At 46.3% G+C, this 20,107-nt stretch carries 26 protein-coding genes; 23 read left to right on the forward strand and 3 right to left on the reverse strand.

Annotated elements, in window-relative coordinates; genetic code table 11:
* Window positions 1–305: 305 nt before the first annotated feature.
* The 23 genes from AC55NX_RS06030 (at window position 306) to btuD (ending at window position 18,062) form a co-directional block, all read left to right on the forward strand.
* Window positions 306–863, forward strand: a complete 558-nt coding sequence (locus AC55NX_RS06030) for a hypothetical protein (protein WP_496994920.1) — start codon at window positions 306–308, stop codon at window positions 861–863.
* On the forward strand, window positions 847–1,464 hold the full coding sequence (locus AC55NX_RS06035; RefSeq protein ID WP_496994921.1) for a phage baseplate assembly protein V: 618 nt from the start codon (window positions 847–849) through the stop codon (window positions 1,462–1,464). Before AC55NX_RS06030 ends, AC55NX_RS06035 begins: the two co-directional genes overlap by 17 nt.
* A 1-nt stretch (window position 1,465) precedes the next feature.
* Window positions 1,466–1,663 (forward strand): hypothetical protein, encoded by a 198-nt coding sequence (locus tag AC55NX_RS06040; protein ID WP_496994922.1) that lies wholly within the window; start codon window positions 1,466–1,468, stop codon window positions 1,661–1,663.
* Window positions 1,663–2,022, forward strand: coding sequence for a phage baseplate protein (locus AC55NX_RS06045; RefSeq protein ID WP_496994923.1), 360 nt, complete (start codon window positions 1,663–1,665; stop codon window positions 2,020–2,022). Before AC55NX_RS06040 ends, AC55NX_RS06045 begins: the two co-directional genes overlap by 1 nt.
* Window positions 1,994–2,995, forward strand: coding sequence for a baseplate J/gp47 family protein (locus AC55NX_RS06050; RefSeq protein ID WP_496994924.1), 1,002 nt, complete (start codon window positions 1,994–1,996; stop codon window positions 2,993–2,995). Before AC55NX_RS06045 ends, AC55NX_RS06050 begins: the two co-directional genes overlap by 29 nt.
* A complete protein-coding gene (locus AC55NX_RS06055; RefSeq protein ID WP_496994925.1) occupies window positions 2,955–3,719 on the forward strand; it encodes a phage tail protein I in 765 nt (254 codons plus the stop codon). The genes AC55NX_RS06050 and AC55NX_RS06055 overlap by 41 nt, the downstream gene beginning before the upstream one ends.
* On the forward strand, window positions 3,716–4,243 hold the full coding sequence (locus tag AC55NX_RS06060; protein ID WP_496994926.1) for a phage tail protein: 528 nt from the start codon (window positions 3,716–3,718) through the stop codon (window positions 4,241–4,243). Before AC55NX_RS06055 ends, AC55NX_RS06060 begins: the two co-directional genes overlap by 4 nt.
* Window positions 4,244–4,299: 56 nt before the next feature.
* On the forward strand, window positions 4,300–4,986 hold the full coding sequence (locus tag AC55NX_RS06065; RefSeq protein WP_496994927.1) for a hypothetical protein: 687 nt from the start codon (window positions 4,300–4,302) through the stop codon (window positions 4,984–4,986).
* Window positions 4,987–5,085: 99 nt separating this feature from the next.
* Window positions 5,086–5,880: a hypothetical protein gene (locus tag AC55NX_RS06070; RefSeq protein WP_496994928.1), complete on the forward strand. Its 795-nt coding sequence runs from the start codon at window positions 5,086–5,088 to the stop codon at window positions 5,878–5,880.
* Window positions 5,877–6,251, forward strand: a complete 375-nt coding sequence (locus tag AC55NX_RS06075) for a phage tail assembly chaperone (protein WP_496994929.1) — start codon at window positions 5,877–5,879, stop codon at window positions 6,249–6,251. Before AC55NX_RS06070 ends, AC55NX_RS06075 begins: the two co-directional genes overlap by 4 nt.
* 98 nt (window positions 6,252–6,349) lie before the next feature.
* Window positions 6,350–6,550 carry a hypothetical protein gene (locus AC55NX_RS06080; protein WP_496994930.1) on the forward strand — a complete coding sequence of 67 codons (201 nt, stop codon included), beginning with the start codon at window positions 6,350–6,352 and terminating at the stop codon, window positions 6,548–6,550.
* The gene (locus AC55NX_RS06085) at window positions 6,543–7,712 is read left to right on the forward strand and encodes a phage tail sheath protein (RefSeq protein ID WP_496994931.1); all 1,170 of its coding nucleotides are present in this window, start codon (window positions 6,543–6,545) and stop codon (window positions 7,710–7,712) included. Before AC55NX_RS06080 ends, AC55NX_RS06085 begins: the two co-directional genes overlap by 8 nt.
* Window positions 7,712–8,218, forward strand: a complete 507-nt coding sequence (locus AC55NX_RS06090; RefSeq protein WP_496994932.1) for a phage major tail tube protein — start codon at window positions 7,712–7,714, stop codon at window positions 8,216–8,218. Before AC55NX_RS06085 ends, AC55NX_RS06090 begins: the two co-directional genes overlap by 1 nt.
* Window positions 8,219–8,310: 92 nt before the next feature.
* Window positions 8,311–8,871, forward strand: a complete 561-nt coding sequence (locus AC55NX_RS06095) for a phage tail assembly protein (RefSeq protein WP_496994933.1) — start codon at window positions 8,311–8,313, stop codon at window positions 8,869–8,871.
* 122 nt (window positions 8,872–8,993) lie between these two features.
* The gene (locus AC55NX_RS06100) at window positions 8,994–11,339 is read left to right on the forward strand and encodes a phage tail tape measure protein (RefSeq protein WP_496994934.1); all 2,346 of its coding nucleotides are present in this window, start codon (window positions 8,994–8,996) and stop codon (window positions 11,337–11,339) included.
* The gene (locus tag AC55NX_RS06105; RefSeq protein WP_496994935.1) at window positions 11,336–11,716 is read left to right on the forward strand and encodes a phage tail protein; all 381 of its coding nucleotides are present in this window, start codon (window positions 11,336–11,338) and stop codon (window positions 11,714–11,716) included. Before AC55NX_RS06100 ends, AC55NX_RS06105 begins: the two co-directional genes overlap by 4 nt.
* Entirely contained in the window at window positions 11,713–11,922 is a 210-nt protein-coding gene (locus tag AC55NX_RS06110; protein WP_496994936.1) for a tail protein X, read from the forward strand. Before AC55NX_RS06105 ends, AC55NX_RS06110 begins: the two co-directional genes overlap by 4 nt.
* Window positions 11,913–12,929, forward strand: coding sequence for a phage late control D family protein (locus tag AC55NX_RS06115; RefSeq protein ID WP_496994937.1), 1,017 nt, complete (start codon window positions 11,913–11,915; stop codon window positions 12,927–12,929). Before AC55NX_RS06110 ends, AC55NX_RS06115 begins: the two co-directional genes overlap by 10 nt.
* 175 nt (window positions 12,930–13,104) lie before the next feature.
* Complete coding sequence (gene cobT / locus AC55NX_RS06120) at window positions 13,105–14,139, forward strand: nicotinate-nucleotide--dimethylbenzimidazole phosphoribosyltransferase (protein ID WP_496994938.1); 1,035 nt, start codon at window positions 13,105–13,107, stop codon at window positions 14,137–14,139.
* Window positions 14,133–14,921 carry an adenosylcobinamide-GDP ribazoletransferase gene (locus AC55NX_RS06125; protein WP_496994939.1) on the forward strand — a complete coding sequence of 263 codons (789 nt, stop codon included), beginning with the start codon at window positions 14,133–14,135 and terminating at the stop codon, window positions 14,919–14,921. The genes cobT and AC55NX_RS06125 overlap by 7 nt, the downstream gene beginning before the upstream one ends.
* 233 nt (window positions 14,922–15,154) lie before the next feature.
* Window positions 15,155–16,183: a succinylglutamate desuccinylase gene (locus tag AC55NX_RS06130; RefSeq protein ID WP_496994940.1), complete on the forward strand. Its 1,029-nt coding sequence runs from the start codon at window positions 15,155–15,157 to the stop codon at window positions 16,181–16,183.
* A 141-nt stretch (window positions 16,184–16,324) separates the two neighbouring features.
* Complete coding sequence (gene btuC / locus AC55NX_RS06135; protein ID WP_496994941.1) at window positions 16,325–17,320, forward strand: vitamin B12 ABC transporter permease BtuC; 996 nt, start codon at window positions 16,325–16,327, stop codon at window positions 17,318–17,320.
* Complete coding sequence (gene btuD, locus AC55NX_RS06140) at window positions 17,307–18,062, forward strand: vitamin B12 ABC transporter ATP-binding protein BtuD (RefSeq protein WP_496994942.1); 756 nt, start codon at window positions 17,307–17,309, stop codon at window positions 18,060–18,062. Before btuC ends, btuD begins: the two co-directional genes overlap by 14 nt.
* Window positions 18,063–18,295: 233 nt before the next feature.
* On the opposite strand, the gene AC55NX_RS06145 is transcribed toward btuD, so the two are convergent.
* The 3 genes from AC55NX_RS06145 to AC55NX_RS06155 form a co-directional block, all read right to left on the reverse strand.
* Window positions 18,296–18,871, reverse strand: a complete 576-nt coding sequence (locus AC55NX_RS06145) for a nucleoside triphosphate pyrophosphohydrolase family protein (RefSeq protein ID WP_496994943.1) — start codon at window positions 18,869–18,871, stop codon at window positions 18,296–18,298.
* A gap of 205 nt (window positions 18,872–19,076) precedes the next feature.
* Window positions 19,077–19,709 (reverse strand): OmpA family protein, encoded by a 633-nt coding sequence (locus AC55NX_RS06150; protein ID WP_496994944.1) that lies wholly within the window; start codon window positions 19,707–19,709, stop codon window positions 19,077–19,079.
* Window position 19,710: 1 nt separating this feature from the next.
* Window positions 19,711–20,107: TolC family protein (locus AC55NX_RS06155; protein WP_496994945.1), on the reverse strand; the 397-nt coding region annotated here is incomplete at its 5' end.

A 20,107-nucleotide genomic window follows, 5' to 3' on the forward strand; every position in this document is an offset into this window, starting at 1 on the left:
TCTGCCTGACTGGCGGGGCTTTTTTATTTTGAACTGTGATTGGTTTTGGTATTCAATAAATAGTTCGCAAAGTGATGAACACAGATATTGAAATATATTTTTGAATGGCGCATGATATCCACACTGCAAAGCTCTGCCTGATTGGTGGAGCTTTTTTATTTCCTTTTTATTATTGATGATTTTTATTTTATTTGAATCGTTCGGTACAAATAGTTAAACACTTATTCATCCTGTGCTCTTGTTCGGCTATGAGATATAAAACACAACGAAATATGTGATACCCATTATCACATAGGAGATATATTTTGAACTCAGAAATATTACAGCTTGAATCACCTAGTCAGCTTTATGAACGGATTGAAGCTTCTCTCATACAATTATTGGGAAACGATATCGTCGTGAAAAATTATGATGAATATCGCACGATGACAATCGAATCTCTGACACTCCTGATTGAATTTCGCTATGGAAGAGCAGGGAGCCGAAGTGAGCGAGGACAATATTGTCATGGCTTCCATATTCGGATTCATTGTCTCTTACCGCGTTCAGCTGAGCGAGCTTTTCTCCGGATCTTGGATAGCATTGCTATGATTGAACGCTTTATCGATAGAAACTGTTGGGGTGTTGATATCCGCCAAATAGACATGCCTGAATTTTTACGTACAGAACCAAGCGGACTTCAGTATCAGCTGGATCAGGTGATTGGTCGAGTCGTCAGTTGGCGACAGAATTTGTACCTTGGTGAGTCTCTCATTCAACCAGATGAAGTTCGGGAAGGGATTGCCTGGGCTGTGAATCCGGAACACTTGGATGATGCGGATGAATATCAGCCGTTGGAGGTCAAGTATGCGTCAGGCAATTGAGTTACTCGTCCGAGAAATGCTGACCCCTTATTTGGAACGAATCGAGATGCTTTCCAGTGAACTGGAAGATTTACGACGTCGCAACCGCAGTTTGATTCGATTAGGGCGGGTTGAGGCCATCCATGAAAATGGCTGGTTGATAAAAGTGCAGCACGGTGATTTAACGACCCCGTTTATTCGCTGGTTCGCTTCCTCTGCCGGGGAGACCAGAGACTATCGCTGCCCGTCGGTTGGTGAACAAGCTTTGCTTCTCAACTATGGCGCCGGTGATAACGGTAGCCAGACAGTCGCTCTGACAGGATTATTCAGTGATAACTTCCCGTCTCCGAGTGGCGATCCCAATGAAATCTTGCGGGTTTATCCGGATGGCAGCCGTACCTCCTATCATGCAAAAAATCATGTGTTGACCGTCGATATTAAAGGGGATGTTCATATCAATGTCGAAAAAAGTGCGCAGATTGTCGCTGGTGATGTGGCAACCGTGAATGCCAAAAGTATTGCTTTGAACGGTGGGTCAGCTTGCGTCACGACGGCACACATTTGTCATTTTACCGGCAAGCCACATGCCGATGGTTCCAGTACAGTCACAGCGGGGAAATAATATGGCTATCAATGCAGATATTCTAGAAGGGGAGATCATCAATAAATTAGAGCATGCAGGCTTTAGGACCGATGTCAAACATGCTTATGCCCAAGTCATGGTGAAAGCGATTGCTCAAGCCGTTGTTGAACATATCCAAGGCCAAGCGGAAGTGAACGTCACAGGCGGTTCGTCGGCCGGAGTCTATAAGGTGAACTAATGATTGGTATTGATCGGATGACCGGCAGACAAATTGAAGGTTATGAACAGTTAGTCAGTCGGATTACTCAAGTCATGACCACCCCGTTAGGAGGCCGCGTGAAACGCTCGGGTTTCGGTAGCCGAGTACGGGAAAATTTAGCGGCGAATATGACTGACAGTATGTTAGTTCGTACCCAGTCTGCTGCACTTGAGGCGTTTTATAACCCAGAAAACGGACTGTCTGATTTTATCCCGGACAGTTGTATTGCAACACGTCACGCGACTGGCCTAAGCCTTTTCTTTTCAGGCAATTGGAAAGGGCGGACAGTTAAGTTTGAGGTACCCCTGAATGTTTCCACATCAGAATCCATTACCTAAACCAGAAATCATCAAGACCCCATCGTTTGAAGTTCTGCTCCAACAAGTAAAGCGCGATATTTTGGCATACTTTGCACAGCACTCTCCAGATGATGCAACTGCGGTGAATGAAACACTCGGCAATGAAGCTGAATTACTGACTAAATTTGTCGAAGCATTTACGGTTATTTTACAAAACCATATTCGGCAATTGAATGGTCAAGCACAACAGATGTTTGGCATGTATGCGACGGATAACGACATGATCGACTTAATTGTGAGCCAGTTAGGTGTGACTCGTCAGATTATTGATCCCGGAGATCCCGGTGCATTTCCTCCGATTCCACCAGTTATGGAGAGTAATGATTCACTACTCTCCCGATATTATCTGGCGGCTTATGCCTTAGCGAGTACCGGCACACGATCAGGATACCGTTTTCATGCCATGACTTTAGGGGGCCGGCCTGAAGTTCAGATCAACAGTCATGAGAAAAATCGAGTTGTCGTGACCTATGAGTATCAGGCGCATGACATGGCTGGCTTGACGAAAGATGCACAAGCCCGGCAAGTATCTCCCGGTGTCGTCGATTGTTTTATTCTGACACATGAAGGCAGTGGTCTGCCAACTCCGTCGTTGATTGAGGCGACTCAGTCTTATCTGGAGCGGGATGACATCGCTCAGGAAACCGATTTGATTACCGTAAAAGCGCCTGATATTCGCCCATGGCAGTGTGAAGCGAAGCTTTATATCCGCCCCGGTCCCGATGCCGATGTTGTGCGGACAGCCGCAGAAAAAGCAGTGAAAGCTTATGCCCTGAAACAACATCGACTTGGTGCCAGCATCGAGTCATCCATGCTCTACAGTGTGCTACTGGAGTCAACCGGAGCACACCGCGGAGACGTTATTCAACCTGAGCAGCCATTGCGTTGTGCTTACAGTGAGGCGCCTTATCTTGAGTCAGTCAAAATTACCGTTGACACTGAAAACATATAGTGTCCTCCCGGACAACCGGAGTCCGCTCGAACGTTCAATGGAGTTGTCATTTAGTCAGCAAATTTATGGCATTGATAATCCATACCCCCATCTACTGGATGCCCAAAAAACAGCAATAGAAATCGTTCCTTATCTCGCTGCTGAATTTCAACTGGCGGTGTGGGATACAGCCGATACAGAGTCCGTTAAACGCAACCTTGCCGGACATGCATGGCAGGTGCGGAAAATGAGCGGTACCCGTGCCGGACTCAAGTTAGCACTGGAGTCATTTGATTTTCAAAGTCAAATCAAACCATGGTATCAGCAAGAGCCACAAGGTCAGCCATACAGCTTAGAGATCGTGGCTTGGGAAAATGGTAACAAGCCAGTCAACGTTACCAATGTCAAAAAGCTACTCGCTTATATTGAAGATACCCAGTCAGAACGGGATCGAATCGAGCTTTCTTTGATGTTTGGGGTTGAAACGAGCATGGGTATCACCGGTGCAATCGCTCCGGTGATTAATACACAGGAAACCTCGGGTAATGCGCAATTATGGCCAATGCCAGAGGCTTACGTTGCTCTTTCTGTCTGTGGTGCGACCGTGCCCGGGATGAATATTAATGCTGTTGAGGCAAGTGCTGTTATTCCAGTCATTGCTGGATATAGTCAAATCAAGGTGACGGGTTATGCAGCGCATTACAACCTCACCGTTTTAACCATTAGTGCGAGAGCTACGTTATGAGTGAAGACACAATTAAGTTAGTGATCACCCGCAAAGGCCTGGAGGAATGTATCAGCGCCAAAGCAAAGGGAATCCAATTATCATTAAAGTGGGTATCAGCCGGTGATCGGGCCTATACCCCGAATCCTGACCAGACGGCTTTGCAGAATGAATTGCAGCGGGTTGAATTTGGTGAATATAAAGACATGGGTCTTGGTCAGATTCAAGCCATTGCTAAGTTTAGCGGTGAGCAGGAATACCCGATTCGAGAGTTAGGGTTCTGGCTTGGGTCAGGGACACTGTTAGGGGTGATCTCTGCCCCTGATACAACATTGAACTACAAAACTAAAAATGGCCATTGTATTCAGCCGTTTACACTGGACTTGAGTGTTCTTCCAAGTGATACGGTTACAGTGGTGGTCGGTATGGAGAATTTCAATATCCTTATCGATGATGAATTTGCTCAGATGGCGAAAGCTCAGATAGATACCATGCACCGGCAAATCCTCCAAGAGTTTCGGATATTGGCGTTGGAAAACAAATAACAAAAGGCGGCCTTATCAGGCGTTTTTTATCCTCAAATAGAATTAAGGAGTTGTTTATGCTCGCGCAAGAACTTGCAGCATTAACGGAATCAGTAAATGCAGTGACAGAAGCCGTCACAGGAAAAATAGGGCAGATTGACCAGCGGGTAGCGTTGGCTGAAGCAGAGTTCAAGCAGTTTTTAACAGACGCTGATGAACGTTACACAACACGGGAAGGTACATTTGTTGATGTTTCTGGAGAGGAAGATAAATTCTATCCGGTTTACATTCCAGCGGCACAACGCAGTATCACCGAACTACAAATTAGTCGAAGTTTGCACGATGACCGTGAAGGGGCTGGCGGACTCACTGCTCGATACTTATTACAGAATAACGGTTGGGGTGTGTTATCTGATGTCTTACTGGTAGATATATTTGGACATAAATTTAATGAAATGACGCCTGATGCAGTTAAAACAGATGGGTTTATTGCTGATTTTATCAATGGTAGTGCTTATGTGCTGGGGGCGATATTTTGGTTACGTGGGGGGCACCGTTATTTAATTTCATCGACCAAAAAAGAATTTCAGCAAGTGATTACGCATAATGAACTTATTACAACAAATGTTTTTGACCATCATAATATTCGGATTTTCAAGTCTGGATTCGACATTGATATCGGCGAATCTCATATCGTGACTGAAGTGAAGACGTCGCGTAATCTGGAGCATGTGCCGACGTTGGAATATATCCGAGGACAATGATTCATCTCAGCCCACTTCGCAACTCACAATGATGAATACCTTCATTCAGCAGCCATTCAGACTGCTGTCATTGGAACAATAACCCGTTAGGTAACAAATATGAGCACAGAAACCACAGCAGAAATGCTGAATAGCGTGAACCGATTGACTGAAACAGTCATTCATAAGATTGCTGAAATCGATACAGCCGTAGTTAAGGCAACGACAGAGGTAAAAGAAACAATTACAAATCAGACGAGAGTGAATGTTTATGTTGATGCTGAACATGGAGATGACAGTCATGATGGCATCTCCGCTCCGTATAAGACCCTTAAAGCGGCATTAACGCGATCAATGCCATATGGGTCTTATTTAAATGTTCGACTATTATCAAACGTTGAGATTACGTCACAAATATGGTTCAGTGGGCGTCATATCATTATGGATTTACGAGGATACACACTGAACTTCCCGTCGGTTAATATATTTGATGGTTCTGGTGTATTGGTCGGGACAGGTTTAGCGCCATTGAGAGGGGCTCGAGACGCCACCCTTGTGATTCATAATGGTGCAATCACGACAGGGGACGCAATCTCCAACAATCTGGGTGATCAATGGTTCTTTCACCGTAATCGTGTAATGATCCAGATGGGGGGCATCGCTATTAACCCAGGTCTTTATACGGTGACGCTCAACCGATTGAACATCACTCTTGGTCAACGTATTGTCGGACTGAGTGGTGGCAGTGATGGTGCCAATCTTTATCGTGGACAGGGAATGATTCAGTCAACCATGTTTGAAACAACGATTGATGTCACAGCGACAAATGCATCGATGTTCGGATATGGGGTGAATATTCGCAACGACACATTTATTGATAATGCAGGTAATACGATTACAGGAACAGCAGCATGAGTAAGATGATAAAAAACTGGATCTATAACGGTGTTCACTTGATGAACTTCCCCGTGTCAAATACGGATGACAACGGTCAGAGAATGAATAAATCGTTATCCTCCGAGTTTCTGACCACTGCCTATCAGCAAGAGCGTTGGTCAGAAGTTCGCGCTGAGCGTGATATGCTCATTGCGGCAACGGACAGCATTTATATGCGTCACAGCCGAGAACTACGGACCGGAAAAATTGTCGATGATGCCGATAACCGGACAACACTGTCATCAAGCGATTTAACCAAACTGGATAGTTATGTTCAGACGCTTGCTGATATTCCGCAGCAATTCAGCGATCCCGATGCTGTGGTCTGGCCGCCATTCCCTGAATTCTGACCGATAACATTCATTCGAACACAAAGCGCCGCGAAAGCGGTTTTTTTGTCCCTGAATTACCCCGGCGTTTAGCCGGTTTTTTTATGTCCGGAGTTTTTATGGCGCAACACAAACTCAAAGTTGCACCTCAATCCTATGAGGTGCTTGCACCGTACCAATGCCCGAATCAGCGGCACTGGTATCAGAAAGGCGACATCGTCGATTTGCTTCCTTGTGAAGCTGAATTTTTAAAACTGGGCGGTAAGGTCAAAATTAAGACCTCACTGCCTACTCAACAGAAGGAGAAGGCGAATGCCTGAAATTGCATCATTTGTGCATAACGGTATCAGTGTTATCAATCATCCCGCACCACCCCCGATGGGGCCGCTGGGAAGCATCGTTTTGGGCGTCGTCGGGACTGCACCAGATGCTGATACATCACTGACCAAAAATACGCCGATTCGTATTGCGAATATGGCTGATACCGCAAAGCTTGATACTACCGGGGAAGAAAAAGGGACTTTGTGGCGCACTTGTTATGAAACTTTCCGTTTGGTTTCCGTTCCGATTTACGTGGTGATTGTTGAGGAAGGCACAGAGCAGTCAGATACGGTCAACAATGTGATTGGTCAGGTTGACGCAACAACGGGTCAACGAACCGGTATTCAAGCCTTGGCTGATTGTATGGAAACGCCAACTCATATCAGCGCGCCGGGATTTAACACCAAGCCGGTAGCCGATGCTCTGGCCGCAATGGGAAAACGCTTATTTGCCATCCCTGTCGGTGACGGCCCGAATACCAATGATAAAGATGCAGTTGCCTATTCACAAAATCTTGGTGGTGAAGGCACAGGATATGAATCTTTCTATCTGGTTGATCCACAGGTTTCTGTTTACAGTCAGGCAGCAAAAGGCAATGTGTCGTTCTCCGGTGCAGCGGTTGCGCTCTCCTGTTTTGCTCGCGTCAAAGCATGGGAAAGCCCGGCGAAGGGCGGTATGGGCGCATTGATCAGCGGCACAGCCCGTACAATTGACTATAACATTATGGATAAATCCACCAATGGTGATTTGTTAAATCGTCACGGTGTTTCCTATTTTGCGCGGACATCATTAGGGGGATTCTCTCTGATTGGTAACCGCTGTGTGATGGGGCGCTTTGTCTCTCAGGTCGGTCTGGAGTATGCCATTGTCCGTAAGTTGGCGAAGACGGCTCAGAGCGCGATGGCCAGAAATATGAGTAAGTCTTTTATGGAGCAAGAAATCAACAAACTGAATGTTTGGCTGAAATCACTGCAAGCGGATGAAACCGTGATGGGCGCTGAAGTCTACCTCCATCCGACACTCAATAACGTTGAAAACTACCGTAATGGCGAATGGCATATTGCGATCAAATACTACGGCTACGCGCCAAACGAACATATGGTGTACCACCTGATTGAGGACACCGGTATTGTTGAATCATTTCTTGAGGAGGTCCTTTAATGGCAGGTCAACGTTCACGAATTACTCGTTATGCCATGATTAACTCTCATCCGTTAATCAAAGAGCTAGACGAGTTTACGCCACCAGAAATCAAAAAGGCTATGCAGGAAACCCGTGGCGGTTCTTTCATTCCGGGCGAGATTATGGTCGGGCTTGAAAAAATGAATAGTAAGTGGAAAGTCAAAGGGGCCGATCAAGCGCTTTTATCTGCTTATGGATTAGCGACCGGAACATTGTGTCAGGTTGATATCAAAGAGTCCCATCAGGATGAAGACGGTAACAATTTTGCCATTATTTATAGTTTAACCGGTGAAATAACGTCGGTGACCGAATCAGCCAGTAAAATGGGGGAATTGCCGGATCACGACATGGAAATGGCAGTCAGCGCGTACAAGAAAACCGAAGATGGCAAAGTGATTTATGACATTGATCGTCATGCCCAAATACTCAATCTGGGTAATGGTGACCTGATGGAAGCCCATCGCCGTAATATCGGTATGGCGTAAGTTCAGTCATTTATTTTTCTGGTATCGCTACAAATCAGGCCCCTTGCGGGGCCTTTTTTATACGTAACGTTGATGAGGGAGGAGTTACCCCTATGTTGCACACACATAACCTAGTCTGGCCGATTGAAGATGATAAAGGTCAACCACTAAATCAGGTAAACATTCACACGATCACTGTCGGGCAACAGCGAGAACTGACCCGTCACCATCAACACGATGACAATCAATTGCTTTGGGAATGTATTTGTCTGAGTACCGGACTGACATCCTCTGAATTGAAGAGGTTGGTCACTCCGGATTTCAACTCGATTCGAGAGCAAGTTCTGGAATTGATGCAATCCAATGCGGCCACATTACTGGACGGTGAGTTTGACCTTAATGAACCGACATTACTGCTCCCGATTCAGGGTGATGATGGTCAGGAAAAAACAGGTTATAAACTTCGTCCGCCGACGGTTGCGACTACAGAACTGATGGAGACTCATCAGGATGAGTGGGAAAGAACACTCTTTATCAGTGCCAGCTGTTGTGGGTTTACCCATCAAGAACTAACCCGTTTGAGTCTGCCGGACTGGAATCAGCTTCAGGAGCGCCTGATCGATTTTTTGCAACAACCGGCGGACTTCTTTCGCCAAGAGATGTTGAAGTCCTGACAGACGTGATCCCGCTGGCCTACCACGTATCCCCAAAGGAGATCATGGAGTGGCGTATTGATGATGCTTTGCGCCGTTACTATTTAGCTGCGGCAAAACTGGGGATAGAGAAGAGATAAGTCATGGCTGATTCGACAATAACAACCCAAGTGACGGTGATTCCCCGTCAGAAAACAATGGAACTCCATGTTGATAAATTACCGTCGGTCGGGGAAGTGAAGGCGGAGATAATGCGTGCTGCCACACCGATCTTGAAAACGGTCAAACAAGCAATTACCTATGAACGTTCATTTGCTGATGTTAAAAAATCAGTGCATTTTGCCAATGACCAAGAAGCCAGTCAGTATCAGGGCCAAATGCGGGACTTGGCTAGTCAACTGGGAATAAAACAGGCAGATGTTACCCAGATTGTCAGTGATGGGGCCCAATCTGGCATTGGAAAAGATCAACTGTTGTTATTTGCTGAGTCAGTCTCAAAAGTGGCTGTCGTATGGAATGTATCGGCAAAAGAAGCGACAGAGACACTGGCCCGTTGGCGCACTTCGATGCAGCTTTCTCAGCAGCAAGCTGTCGGTTTGGCAAATGCAACGAATGCCTTGAGTCATAGCATGGGCGTTAAGGCAAAATCGGTCGCTGCAGTTGTGTCTGAACAGGGAGATACCGGTATCAATGCCGGTTTGAATGTTCAGCAAACAGCGGCATTATCCGCCAGCCTGCTGGCTGGTGGCGCCAGTGAAAAACAGGCCGGTGAGGCTATCCACAGTATTCTTGGGACACTCACCGCTGGAAAAGCTGACAAAGTGCAACAGCAAGCCGCGATGAAGACGCTGGATATTGATCCCGCTGATTTGGCTCACCGAATGCAAGCGGATGCTCAGGGAACATTGATTGATGTTTTCCAGCGTTTAAAAAATGTTTCGGCAGAAAAACGCCAAGGGGTTGTTTCTGACCTGTTTGGTGATAAATCTACAGCCGCGATTTTAAAGCTCGTCGATAATTTAGAGCAGAATAATAAAGGTTTTATTGCCGCATCGAAGCTCACGGCTGAGAAGAGCAACTATTCGAATAGTATCGGCAGTGACTACAAGACGGTGTCCAATACCTCTGCTTATAAGTTGGCGCAACTCAGTGCGCGTTTCGAACAGATAAGCATCACGCTGGGTGAGGGGTTATTACCGGTTGTGGAGACGATGCTGCCACCGTTGCTCAGTGTGGTCGATAGTATGAGTGCATTTGCCCAAACGAATCCTAAACTTGCCACGGGTTTATTGGCTGTGACAGCGGCTGCGATTCCGTTACTCAAAGTCGGAGCGACGGCTGTCAATTTTTTCCGCGCGATAAAGGGCGGGGGTAAAGATCGTCTCACCCCCGAGCGTAATTTGTTTGCCGGTGGATTGGACCGAACTCGCCAAGCAGCCCGGCGGGCCACGCGTCAGCTAGCCCGATTGAATCGGGAGTTGAATGCGCTAGGATCGCAACAGGGCGGTGATTCCGGATATGGTGATGATCGTAAATCACGCCGCAAGCGTAAAAAACGGCCTCTGAAGCGTTCACGGTTCCGGCGTCGTTTGGCCGGCAGCTTCCGTCGTAAATCTGCGCGATTCGGTCAGCTGTTTACTCGCTTTCCCCGTGTTGTCGGCAATGTATTTAAGGGTGCAAAACTAAAGTCGGGTATTTCAAGTTTGATGCCTAAAGCCGGTGCTGTATTTAAAGGTCTTGGGAGGAAGTTATTCCGCCCCCTGGATATGGCTCTCAACGGGGTCGAGCTGGTTTCTGCGATCGCCAAGGGCAATCCTAAAAAGATAGCAGGGAAGGCCGGTGATCTGCTCGGGGGAATGGGCGGTGCGGCTTCCGGTGCGATGGCCGGGGCTGCAATTGGCTCTGTGGTTCCCATTCTTGGTACGGCTGTCGGTGGCCTCATTGGTTCTGTCGTGGGCGGGTTAGGTGGCAGTGAAGTAGGGCGTTGGCTTGGCGATACGGTCGGTTCACTGTTTGGTGCGAGTGATGAGAGCAACGACAAACAGGATCCGTCCCAGCCAAATTCTTCGAAACCGCATTCTTCGAAGAAACACTCTTCGAAGCAAGATCCGCTCAAAAAACAGCGCGGTATTTCGCTGAAATCACTCGGTGGTTTCGCGATGAAAGGGGCGTCTTTTCTATCTCTTGGCAGCATGTTTGGCGGAATGTTGAGCGATCAGGTCGTCTCTTGGTTTGGTGAAGATAAAACTGATAAAGCAGCGCCTGCAACGGTTGCTGAGCAGAGTAAACAGCTCGAAAAATCTACCCAACAACAAATTAACTTTGCCCCCGTTATTCATATCACTCCGTCCGGTAATCCGACCTACGATCAAGGGCTTAGTCAGCAGCTATTAGAGCGGATGAAAGCTGAGCTGAGCCCGATCCTGATGGGGAATAATGATGTCGCAACACGGGCAGATGCCAGTCTTTTAGACAGGAGCAATACATGAGACAAATGATGTCATTAGGTGATTTTGTGTTCTCATTGAGTGAACAGACACCGTATGAAGGTTTACAGCGCACCAGCGATGGGGGATGGGTTTCTGTCCCCCGTTATGGTCAGAAACCGATCAGTCAGAATATGGGCCAGAATTTGGAAAAAATCAGCATCAATGGCACCTGGTTTCGTGGTGAAGGCATGGACAATATGAAGGCGCTGAGACAGTTACAAGCGCAGCGAAAACCTTTAGTTCTGTCAGACGGATACGGGCAAAGCATGGGGAGATGGGTCATCAAACAACTGCAAGAAAAACAAGACCGCATCATTGATGATGGGACTGCCTTTGTGGTGGGTTTTTCCATTGAATTAGAGGAATATGCAGAATGAGAACCGTGCTTAGTCGTGACGGAGACTTAGTGCCGCAATTATTATGGCTATCATTGGGGCGGGATGATGATGAAGCGGAAGAAGCGCTTTATATGATCAATCCCGGTTTGGCGCTTTATGGGCCTGTGCTGCCGGCAGGTGTCGAAATCAAGTTACCGATACTCTCCGAGCCAGTACCAACAAGGGTGACGAACATATGGGATTAGGGATTATGCCTCAAGTCCGAATTAGTGGGCCCGGGGAGCAAATTATCAATTCACGGTTGATCTCATGGGAACGGATTGATGTTTCTGCGGCCCAGTCGGATCAGATTACATTACATATTGATACGGCTGGGCAGACCGGACTCCCTAAAGAAGGCGCCGAATTGATATTTTCTGAAGGATATGATGATCGGTTTGTGCATAAGGGGAAGTATGTGATTACGCGTATTTCGCCAAAATTATTTCCACCGACAGTCACCATTGTGGCGACCGCTGCCCCGTTTCAAATTCAGGATAAAACCGGATTTAAGGAGCGCCACACACGGACGTTTACTGCAATATCGCTGGCTGAGATCTTCCGTCAACTTGTGACATCACATGGTTTTAGTCCGCGAGTGGCCTCTAAATTTGAAACGGTGTGGTTTAAACATATCGATCAGATGAACGAAACGGATAGCGCCTTCTTAGTTCGCTTGGCAAAGCGTCATGATGCAATTGCTAAACCCGTCGATGGATTATACGTTCTGGCGGAAAAGGGACAGACTAAAACCATCACGGGGCAAGATGTACCCTCAGTGACTGTCGATGTCTCCGGTAATAATGATCCATCGGATTTCAGAAAATTTATCAATTGTCAGCTTGAATTAGCGAGCCGGAGAAATTTTTTTGGCGTCAAAGCCAAATGGATTGAGAGCTATACCGGACTTGAATATGAAGTCTCTTCAGGAGAAGCCCCTTTTGTGATATTGCAACAGGTCTATGAAGATTCATCCGCGGCTCAGCAGGCATGTGATGAGGAACTGCAGAAAATCAAGCGTGAAAAAGACTGTATTAGGATCGATTTGCCCGGTGACCCGTATTTAGTCGCAGAAGGGATTCTTGAACTCAATAAATCGTTTCCTCCGGAAATGGTGGGTCGGTGGTCGATTGATCAAGTGACGGCTCGCGGGGATAGTTCCGGTGGTTACCGTTGCTCTGTGACTGCGACGCGACCAGCAAGAAAAGACTAAATAACCATTTTCTTATTCCCATCCGTTAGCTCGAGTGTTCATATTCCTGTGCGTCTGTCACATCTTCCGTTCATTAAAACAGTAACATAGCCGAAACCTTAGATTCCGGTTAGACTTGGACTCATTGAGGTATGATGAAAATTTGCTGCTGTTGAGTTGTATAAGAGGATAAGAAATGTTGGATACAAATCTGAGTGATGTGATTCAAAACCGAATTGACCAGAAAACCAAACCGCTCGGTGCTTTAGGTAAATTAGAGACTGTGGCACATCAATTAGCATTGATCCAGAGTCAGGGATTGGCTCAGCCTGTTGCGCAAATCCGGATTCATCAACCGACCGTGCTGGTGTTTGCCGGTGATCACGGCATTGCTGATGAAGGGGTGAGCATCGCACCCAGTGCAGTCACTCAGCAGATGGTTCTCAATTTTCTTGCCGGAGGCGCCGGAGTGAACTGCTTTTGTCGCGCCAATCAGGTCGCGCTTAAGGTCATTGATACGGGTATTTTGATCCCCGTTGAATCTGAATCGGAGCAACTGATTGTCCAACGTCTCGGAGAGCGGACGGGTAACTTGGCAAAAGAACCCGCTATGACGATGGCGCAGGTGGAACAAGGGATTGAGTTAGGGCGGAAAGTGGCTTTAGAGACGATTCACAATGGATCGAACTTGATCATGTTCGGTGAAATGGGGATCGGCAATACCAGCAGTGCAGCGGCAATTTTGGCAGCACTATCTGATGGCGACGTTGAATCTTGTGTCGGTCTGGGAACTGGTATTTCACAGGAACAGTATCGGAAAAAAGTGGCGTTGGTTACAGCCGGTGTGCATCGGGCCAAAGGACAAGCGCCAAAAGCGGTCCTTGCTGAAGTCGGTGGATTTGAAATTGTTCAGATGGTTGGGGCTTTTTTAGCTGCCGCAGAGCAACAGATACCCATTCTCGTCGATGGTTTTATTGTCACCGTTGCGGCTTTGGTCGCGACGCAACTGCAACCAATGTGTCGGGAACTGATGATTTTTGCCCATCACTCTCAAGAATCGGGGCATCAACGCGCGTTGAAAATATTAGGCGCCAACCCGCTGCTGGATCTTGATTTACGCTTGGGGGAGGGGACGGGAGCGGTCCTTGCTGTGCCGCTCGTTCGTGCTGCGGCTGAATTTTATAATACCATGGCCAGTTTTGCGGAAGCCGGGGTCGAGGTGACATGTTAAGTCGGGTCATGTATCAGGTTGAACTGCTTCTGTTGTCATTGAGCTTTTTTACTCGGATTCCTGTACCCGCATCTGTGCCTTATTCGACTGAACGGATGAATCAGTCCGGCCGATATTTCTCGTTGGTTGGCGTGCTGCTCGGATTGATTTGCTATGGCGTTTACAGCCTCTGTGCGTTGGTACTGCCGGAACACCTTAGTATTCTCTTGATGATGGTGTGCAGTTTGTTATTGACGGGCGCGTTTCACGAAGATGGTTTGACCGATATGGCTGATGGGATTGGCGGAGGGATGACTACGGAGCGCCGTCTGGCAATTATGAAAGATAGCCGAATTGGGACTTATGGTGCTTCAGCATTAATCATGGCGTTAGTCGTCAAATATAGTGTGCTCTCTTCTCTGGCAATGCATATATCTATGTTGCAAATTCTGTTGGTGGGGTATGGACTAAGCCGTGCAGTCGCTGCTTCCCTTATCTATGACATGCCTTATGTATCGGATACCCAGACCAGTAAAAGTAAGCCGTTGGCCAGCCGTCAGACAACTTGGGAGTTAGGAGTCTTACTGTTTTTCGGTATAATTCCGTGTGTTGGATTGGATTTATCTATACTGTTGATCATTGGATGTGTCTGCTGCTTACTACGATTTGCTTTAAAACAGTGGTTACTTCGCCGCATCGGTGGTTTTACCGGTGATTGTCTGGGGGGCGTTCAGCAGATCACTGAATTGACGATCTATCTGATACTGTCAGCGACAATGATTCCTCAGGTAACGCTTCTTTAAAAGAAGAAAGCTCGGAGCAATAAAGCTCAACTGGTGTGATCGTGATATGGATAGGATGATGTCAGATCAGTAAATGGTGATTGTCTGATGCGATGTAAAAAGCATTGGCGTCACATTGTGAATAATCACGCAATGCTTTTCTGCAACTTAATGATAAAATTGCGCTTTGTCGAATCACTGGGCACTGCGGTTAGGCAGGCCTATTGCTGTTCTATCGGTTGAAGGAGTAACACATGAGCAATTCACTTTTTCGTCAATCATTTCTGATTGATAGTTTATATAGTGATGGTGCTCTTTTATCGAGTGAATATACAACGGATGATGGGGTGTTGTTAAAACTGCATGGCCCGGGAATTCTGGAAGTTATTCCACCACAAATGGATGAACGGACACAGCATATCGTCGTTTCGTGTGCGATTCACGGTAAAGATGCAGGGCCGGTTGAATTAGTCAATCGGATCGTTTCTGATATCGACAGCGGATTCCAGCCAGTTCGAGAGCATTGTCTGTTCATTATTGCCCATTTAGAAGCACTCAAACATCATACGCGGTTTTTTGATGAGAATCTGGAACGTTTATTTGATGATAAACCGAGGGAGTCTTCACAAGAATTGGTGATCGCGGATAATTTGAAAATCCTCCTCAAGTCATTCTGGAAAGACACACTCAGTGATAAACGCTGGCATTTTGACTTACATAGTACATTAAACCCTTCCCTCTATCATTCGTTCGCAATCAGCCCAAAAGTTCGTCATCCTGTCCGGCCGAAAGAACTGATTCATTTTGCCGAATTAGCCCACCTTGACGCACTGGTTTTGGCTAATGCTCCCTCTAGCTCTTTCAGTTGGTATACCGCAGATTGTTATTCGGCACGTTCTTTGGAGATTGAACTGGGTCAGTCGTCCCGGTTAGGGCAAAGTCCATTAGAGGGCTTTAATGCATTTGATATTACGCTCCGTGATTTGTGTGCCCGAGAAGTGAATGAGCACCTGCCAAGAAAAATGAAATTTTATCGGGTGAGTCGGACCATTGTTCGTCTCAATGATGATTTTGATTTCATTTTTGCAGATGACGTTGAAAACTTTACTGCTTTCATGCACGGAGAAGTGTTCGGGCATGATGGTGATAAGCCGTTGATGGCAAAAAACGAAGAAGAGGCGATTCTGTTTCCCGACAAACATGTTCCAATCGGCGAGCCTGCGCTATTGATGGTCTGTCCGGTGACCGTAAGGTATGAGCAGGATCAACTGGTTTATGACTAGTTGATACGATGGTGTTTGCCACCCTCGGATATGATTCAAAGCAGAGGTCTGCCGGATCTGAGCAATCATGGGTATGACCTCTTTCTATTTCGCGGGTGAAACGTTAAGGTGAGCCCATCTGATCTCTCTAATTTGATATTCATGAATTTTACTCAACTTCTTTTTGAAAAAAGGAAGCGTTGGTATCGTGCAATGATCACGATGAGTGCGCTGCTACTGGTTTCTAGTGCTGTTTACGTTTTTGCCGGTGAGGTTTTTATTGCACCGTGGCGTGAGATGACAGGGTTTGAGCAGCAATTGATTTTGGAACTACGCTTGCCTCGCTTGCTTGCTGCAATGGTGATTGGGGCATGTCTAGCCGTGTCAGGGACAACCTTACAAGTGTTACTGGGAAATGTTCTGGCTGAGCCGGGAATTATCGGTGTCTCCGGTGGTGCAAGTGTGGCGATGGTGATCATTCTGTTTTTCTTCCCGTTTGCAGCCACACCATTGGTTTTTATGTTCGGTGCAATTATCGGTGCCATGGTTTTCACGGCAGTCTTGGTCGGGATAGCCCGACATATGAAATTGACGACGATTCGACTATTGCTGGTCGGTGTCGCGCTGGGAATTCTGGCCCGGTCAGTGGTGACTTGGGCATTTTATTTTAGTACGGATTTGAGTTTAAGACAGTTAATGTACTGGTTAATGGGGAGTATTGGGGGGATTGATTGGTCCTATCATTTGCTTTCATTGTTGATATTGCCAGTTTTGATATGGCTGATCGGACAAGGACGTGTACTGGATCGATTGATGATGGGGGAGATGCACGCTAAGCAGCTCGGGATTGATGTTCATCGTGTGCGCTGGAAGTTGGTTGTTGCTGTAGCGGTTCTGGTGGGCGCATCGGTGGCTTTAGGTGGCATTATCGGCTTTGTCGGATTGGTTGTACCGCACTTGTTACGTTTGGCTTTCGGGACCGAGAATCGTTATCTCTTACCGCTTTCAGCCGTCGCAGGAGCACTGTTGCTGGTCTTTGCTGATTTAATTTCTCGGACGGCACTCGATGCCGCTGAGCTACCTTTGGGGGTTGTGACGACAACGATCGGTGCGCCAGTATTTATATGGATGTTATTGAAAAATCATGATTCACGTTAAAGATCTCTGTGTCGATACGCGCTTGCTTCCTTTGGGTTTTGATTGTGCCCAAGGTGAATTGGTCCATATTGTCGGCCCGAATGGGAGTGGTAAAAGCACATTATTGGCTGCTTTGGCTGGCATGATCTCTCATCAAGGTAGCGTACAGCTTGGGGACACTGAATTGACACATCTTACTTTGCCTGAGTTGGCCCAGTTCCGAGCCTATTTGTCACAACAGGAACGTCCGGCTTTTGCAATCGATGTCTGCCAATACCTGGCGCTCTCTATTCCGTCGTTTTTATCGGTCACTATCGAGCAGTCATCCGAAGTCATTGAGTTACTGGTCGGACGATTAAATCTGCAGGATAAATTACACCGTTCTATTCACCAGATTTCCGGAGGGGAGTGGCAACGTGTCAGGTTGGCTGGCAGTTGTTTACAAGTATGGCCGATACTGAATCCTCATGCTCGTTTAATGATTTTGGATGAGCCGGCCGCAGCACTCGATGTTGGGCAGGAGTACATGCTGTATGAATTATTACAAGATATCACCAGCATGGGATTGACTGTCATTATGGCGAATCATGATTTGAACCGAACACTACGATATGCCGATAAAACCCTCTTATTAAACCAAGGCATTCTGCAACAGTGGGGAGACACGCAAGCTGTTCTGACGCCTGAACATGTTGCAGAGGTCTTTCAAACGAAAGTCCAGTCAGTAGAAATCCAAGGAAAATCATACCTACTTTTTGATTAGTCATCGGGTCTGAATAATTTTGGTGCATCAAGCACAATGCTAGAGCAGGGATCGAGGTGAAATGAATGATATTTGAGGGCGGTTTAATTTATTTTTATATAAATCAATGAGTTATTATCAAATAAAAAGTTGGCATACAAATCGCATTAATACCATTGATACATTCTCGTTCTTGTTAGGCTTTTTATAGTCTCCTTGGCCACCTTGCTCCACAAAGTGGCCTTTTTTTTATTCTATTGAGTCAGTTTTGCCAGATCCGCTGGACGATAATAAACTGATTTAAGGACTTTTCCCTGACGAATCGTTTTTTTCGCACTAACAAAATCTTCCGCGCATTTGGCAATAATATAATCACCTTTGATGACCGGAGATAATTTGATGCCTTGTTTAGCATAAAATGATTCCGTCTCATCATATTCGGTTTGGTTACGACAGACCTTACTCATATTTGAACTGTGAACTTCATCCCAGCAAGGAATGAAATCGATGTTGCGATGCGCCGCGACATTCAGCAATAGATCGATCAGGTAGCTGATACCCGGATTATGTGCTGGTGTATCATGTCCAAGGTGTACCAGCCGACCCATCAGAACGTAAACAGTATCGACAATCGCATCAGCCTGTTCAACTTTATCCTGCGCTTCAGCAAGCTCTGTAAGCTCTTCAATTGCCAATGAAGTATGGAGCGTATCTGCATCTCGGTCGAGGCTATCTGGTTGACTAACAGGGAGATCAAAGGTACGACGAAATTCAACGATATCGTTATATAAATGTGCGAACACTGCTGGCGTTAACTTAGATAAATACATGGGTGTCATCTCAAAACTATTTGATGCGAAAAGTCAGGCTGAACCATTTGTTGCGATGGTCTCAGCCCAATAAATATAATCAGCGAAGAGTATCATCCCAGACCGAGAAGTGGTACACCTCATCTGTATCAATCGCATGTTATTAACCCATAACAGGAGTCTGTTGTAGCGATACATTATCTCTTTTCTGTTTGATGCAAGTGAGCTAGTAGGTGTGCCGATTGGGTGGGAGTGTGGAAAAAATAGTCCATTTTTTCTCAATATCGCCTTTATAACCAACAACAGTTGCGGAGACCCGTCGATTTTTGGCATCACTGATCTGATCTTCACCGGTTGCTTCAGGATTGGATTCACCAAATCCCACAATTCTGATTCTGTCCGCAGAGACGCCTTCCTCTATCAGCCGGGCTTTCACACTGTCTGCCCGTTGTTTGGATAACTCTTGGTTATATTGAGTTTCTCCACTGAGACTGGCATAGCCTCTGAGTTCGATTGAAGTTTCAGGGTAGTCCGCTAAAAAATGTGCCATCTGCTTAATCTGTACATTAAAAATTGAATTAATGTTGCTGGAATCATTCTCAAATAAAATCCGTAGTTGCCGTTGAGTTTTACTCCGGTAATAAGTTTCACAGCCATCGTTATCTATTTTGGCGTTTTGAGGCGTTTTTGGACATAAATCCCGCGCATTAATCACACCGTCATGATCTGAATCTGCAAGATCAAAAGCTTGTACAACGATCGGGGGAGCTATGTAATCATATTCATCCTGACTTTGGTCAGCAATATTCGCAGACCAAACTGGCAATGAGACTAAAAATAGCAAATAATTGAATTTCATCTTAATCACCTGAGTGGGTAGTCCATTCCTGTGGGACCGTGACTTTCAGACTATCAAGCAAATTACCTATGGCATTCATGACGCGGTATTGCGCATACACTTCAGTATATTTTGCCTCAAGATAGTCTTTACGGGCCTCAAAGAGCTCATTTTCACTATTTAACAAATCAAGCAACGTTCTTTGACCGATTTGATATTGCTTTTCGTATGCAATTACTGTCTTTGAAACAGAATCAACGAGATCGGCTAGAAAAGTGCGTCTTTGACTTGAAAAGTCAAGCGATTGCCAAGACAATTCAAGCCCGCCTAACACTTCTCTGTATGACTTTTCCCGTAAATCTTTTGCTTTATTCAGCGCATAAGCCGCACTTTTCTCATTTGCTCGGTCAGTTCCACCA

It is taken from the genome of Vibrio rubrogenes, from assembly GCF_059641415.1.

Coding starts and splice junctions, on each gene's coding strand:
- btuC (WP_496994941.1), top strand. CDS start 16,325: ATGAATTTTACTCAACTTCTTTTTGAAAAAAGGAAGCGTTGGTATCGT.
- AC55NX_RS06110 (WP_496994936.1), top strand. CDS start 11,713: ATGAGAACCGTGCTTAGTCGTGACGGAGACTTAGTGCCGCAATTATTA.
- cobT (WP_496994938.1), top strand. CDS start 13,105: ATGTTGGATACAAATCTGAGTGATGTGATTCAAAACCGAATTGACCAG.
- AC55NX_RS06115 (WP_496994937.1), top strand. CDS start 11,913: ATGGGATTAGGGATTATGCCTCAAGTCCGAATTAGTGGGCCCGGGGAG.
- AC55NX_RS06090 (WP_496994932.1), top strand. CDS start 7,712: ATGGCAGGTCAACGTTCACGAATTACTCGTTATGCCATGATTAACTCT.
- AC55NX_RS06075 (WP_496994929.1), top strand. CDS start 5,877: ATGAGTAAGATGATAAAAAACTGGATCTATAACGGTGTTCACTTGATG.
- AC55NX_RS06080 (WP_496994930.1), top strand. CDS start 6,350: ATGGCGCAACACAAACTCAAAGTTGCACCTCAATCCTATGAGGTGCTT.
- AC55NX_RS06045 (WP_496994923.1), top strand. CDS start 1,663: ATGATTGGTATTGATCGGATGACCGGCAGACAAATTGAAGGTTATGAA.
- AC55NX_RS06095 (WP_496994933.1), top strand. CDS start 8,311: ATGTTGCACACACATAACCTAGTCTGGCCGATTGAAGATGATAAAGGT.
- AC55NX_RS06035 (WP_496994921.1), top strand. CDS start 847: ATGCGTCAGGCAATTGAGTTACTCGTCCGAGAAATGCTGACCCCTTAT.
- AC55NX_RS06050 (WP_496994924.1), top strand. CDS start 1,994: ATGTTTCCACATCAGAATCCATTACCTAAACCAGAAATCATCAAGACC.
- AC55NX_RS06085 (WP_496994931.1), top strand. CDS start 6,543: ATGCCTGAAATTGCATCATTTGTGCATAACGGTATCAGTGTTATCAAT.
- AC55NX_RS06065 (WP_496994927.1), top strand. CDS start 4,300: ATGCTCGCGCAAGAACTTGCAGCATTAACGGAATCAGTAAATGCAGTG.
- AC55NX_RS06060 (WP_496994926.1), top strand. CDS start 3,716: ATGAGTGAAGACACAATTAAGTTAGTGATCACCCGCAAAGGCCTGGAG.
- AC55NX_RS06070 (WP_496994928.1), top strand. CDS start 5,086: ATGAGCACAGAAACCACAGCAGAAATGCTGAATAGCGTGAACCGATTG.
- btuD (WP_496994942.1), top strand. CDS start 17,307: ATGATTCACGTTAAAGATCTCTGTGTCGATACGCGCTTGCTTCCTTTG.
- AC55NX_RS06040 (WP_496994922.1), top strand. CDS start 1,466: ATGGCTATCAATGCAGATATTCTAGAAGGGGAGATCATCAATAAATTA.
- AC55NX_RS06145 (WP_496994943.1), bottom strand. CDS start 18,871: ATGTATTTATCTAAGTTAACGCCAGCAGTGTTCGCACATTTATATAAC.
- AC55NX_RS06130 (WP_496994940.1), top strand. CDS start 15,155: ATGAGCAATTCACTTTTTCGTCAATCATTTCTGATTGATAGTTTATAT.
- AC55NX_RS06105 (WP_496994935.1), top strand. CDS start 11,336: ATGAGACAAATGATGTCATTAGGTGATTTTGTGTTCTCATTGAGTGAA.
- AC55NX_RS06100 (WP_496994934.1), top strand. CDS start 8,994: ATGGCTGATTCGACAATAACAACCCAAGTGACGGTGATTCCCCGTCAG.
- AC55NX_RS06150 (WP_496994944.1), bottom strand. CDS start 19,709: ATGAAATTCAATTATTTGCTATTTTTAGTCTCATTGCCAGTTTGGTCT.
- AC55NX_RS06125 (WP_496994939.1), top strand. CDS start 14,133: ATGTTAAGTCGGGTCATGTATCAGGTTGAACTGCTTCTGTTGTCATTG.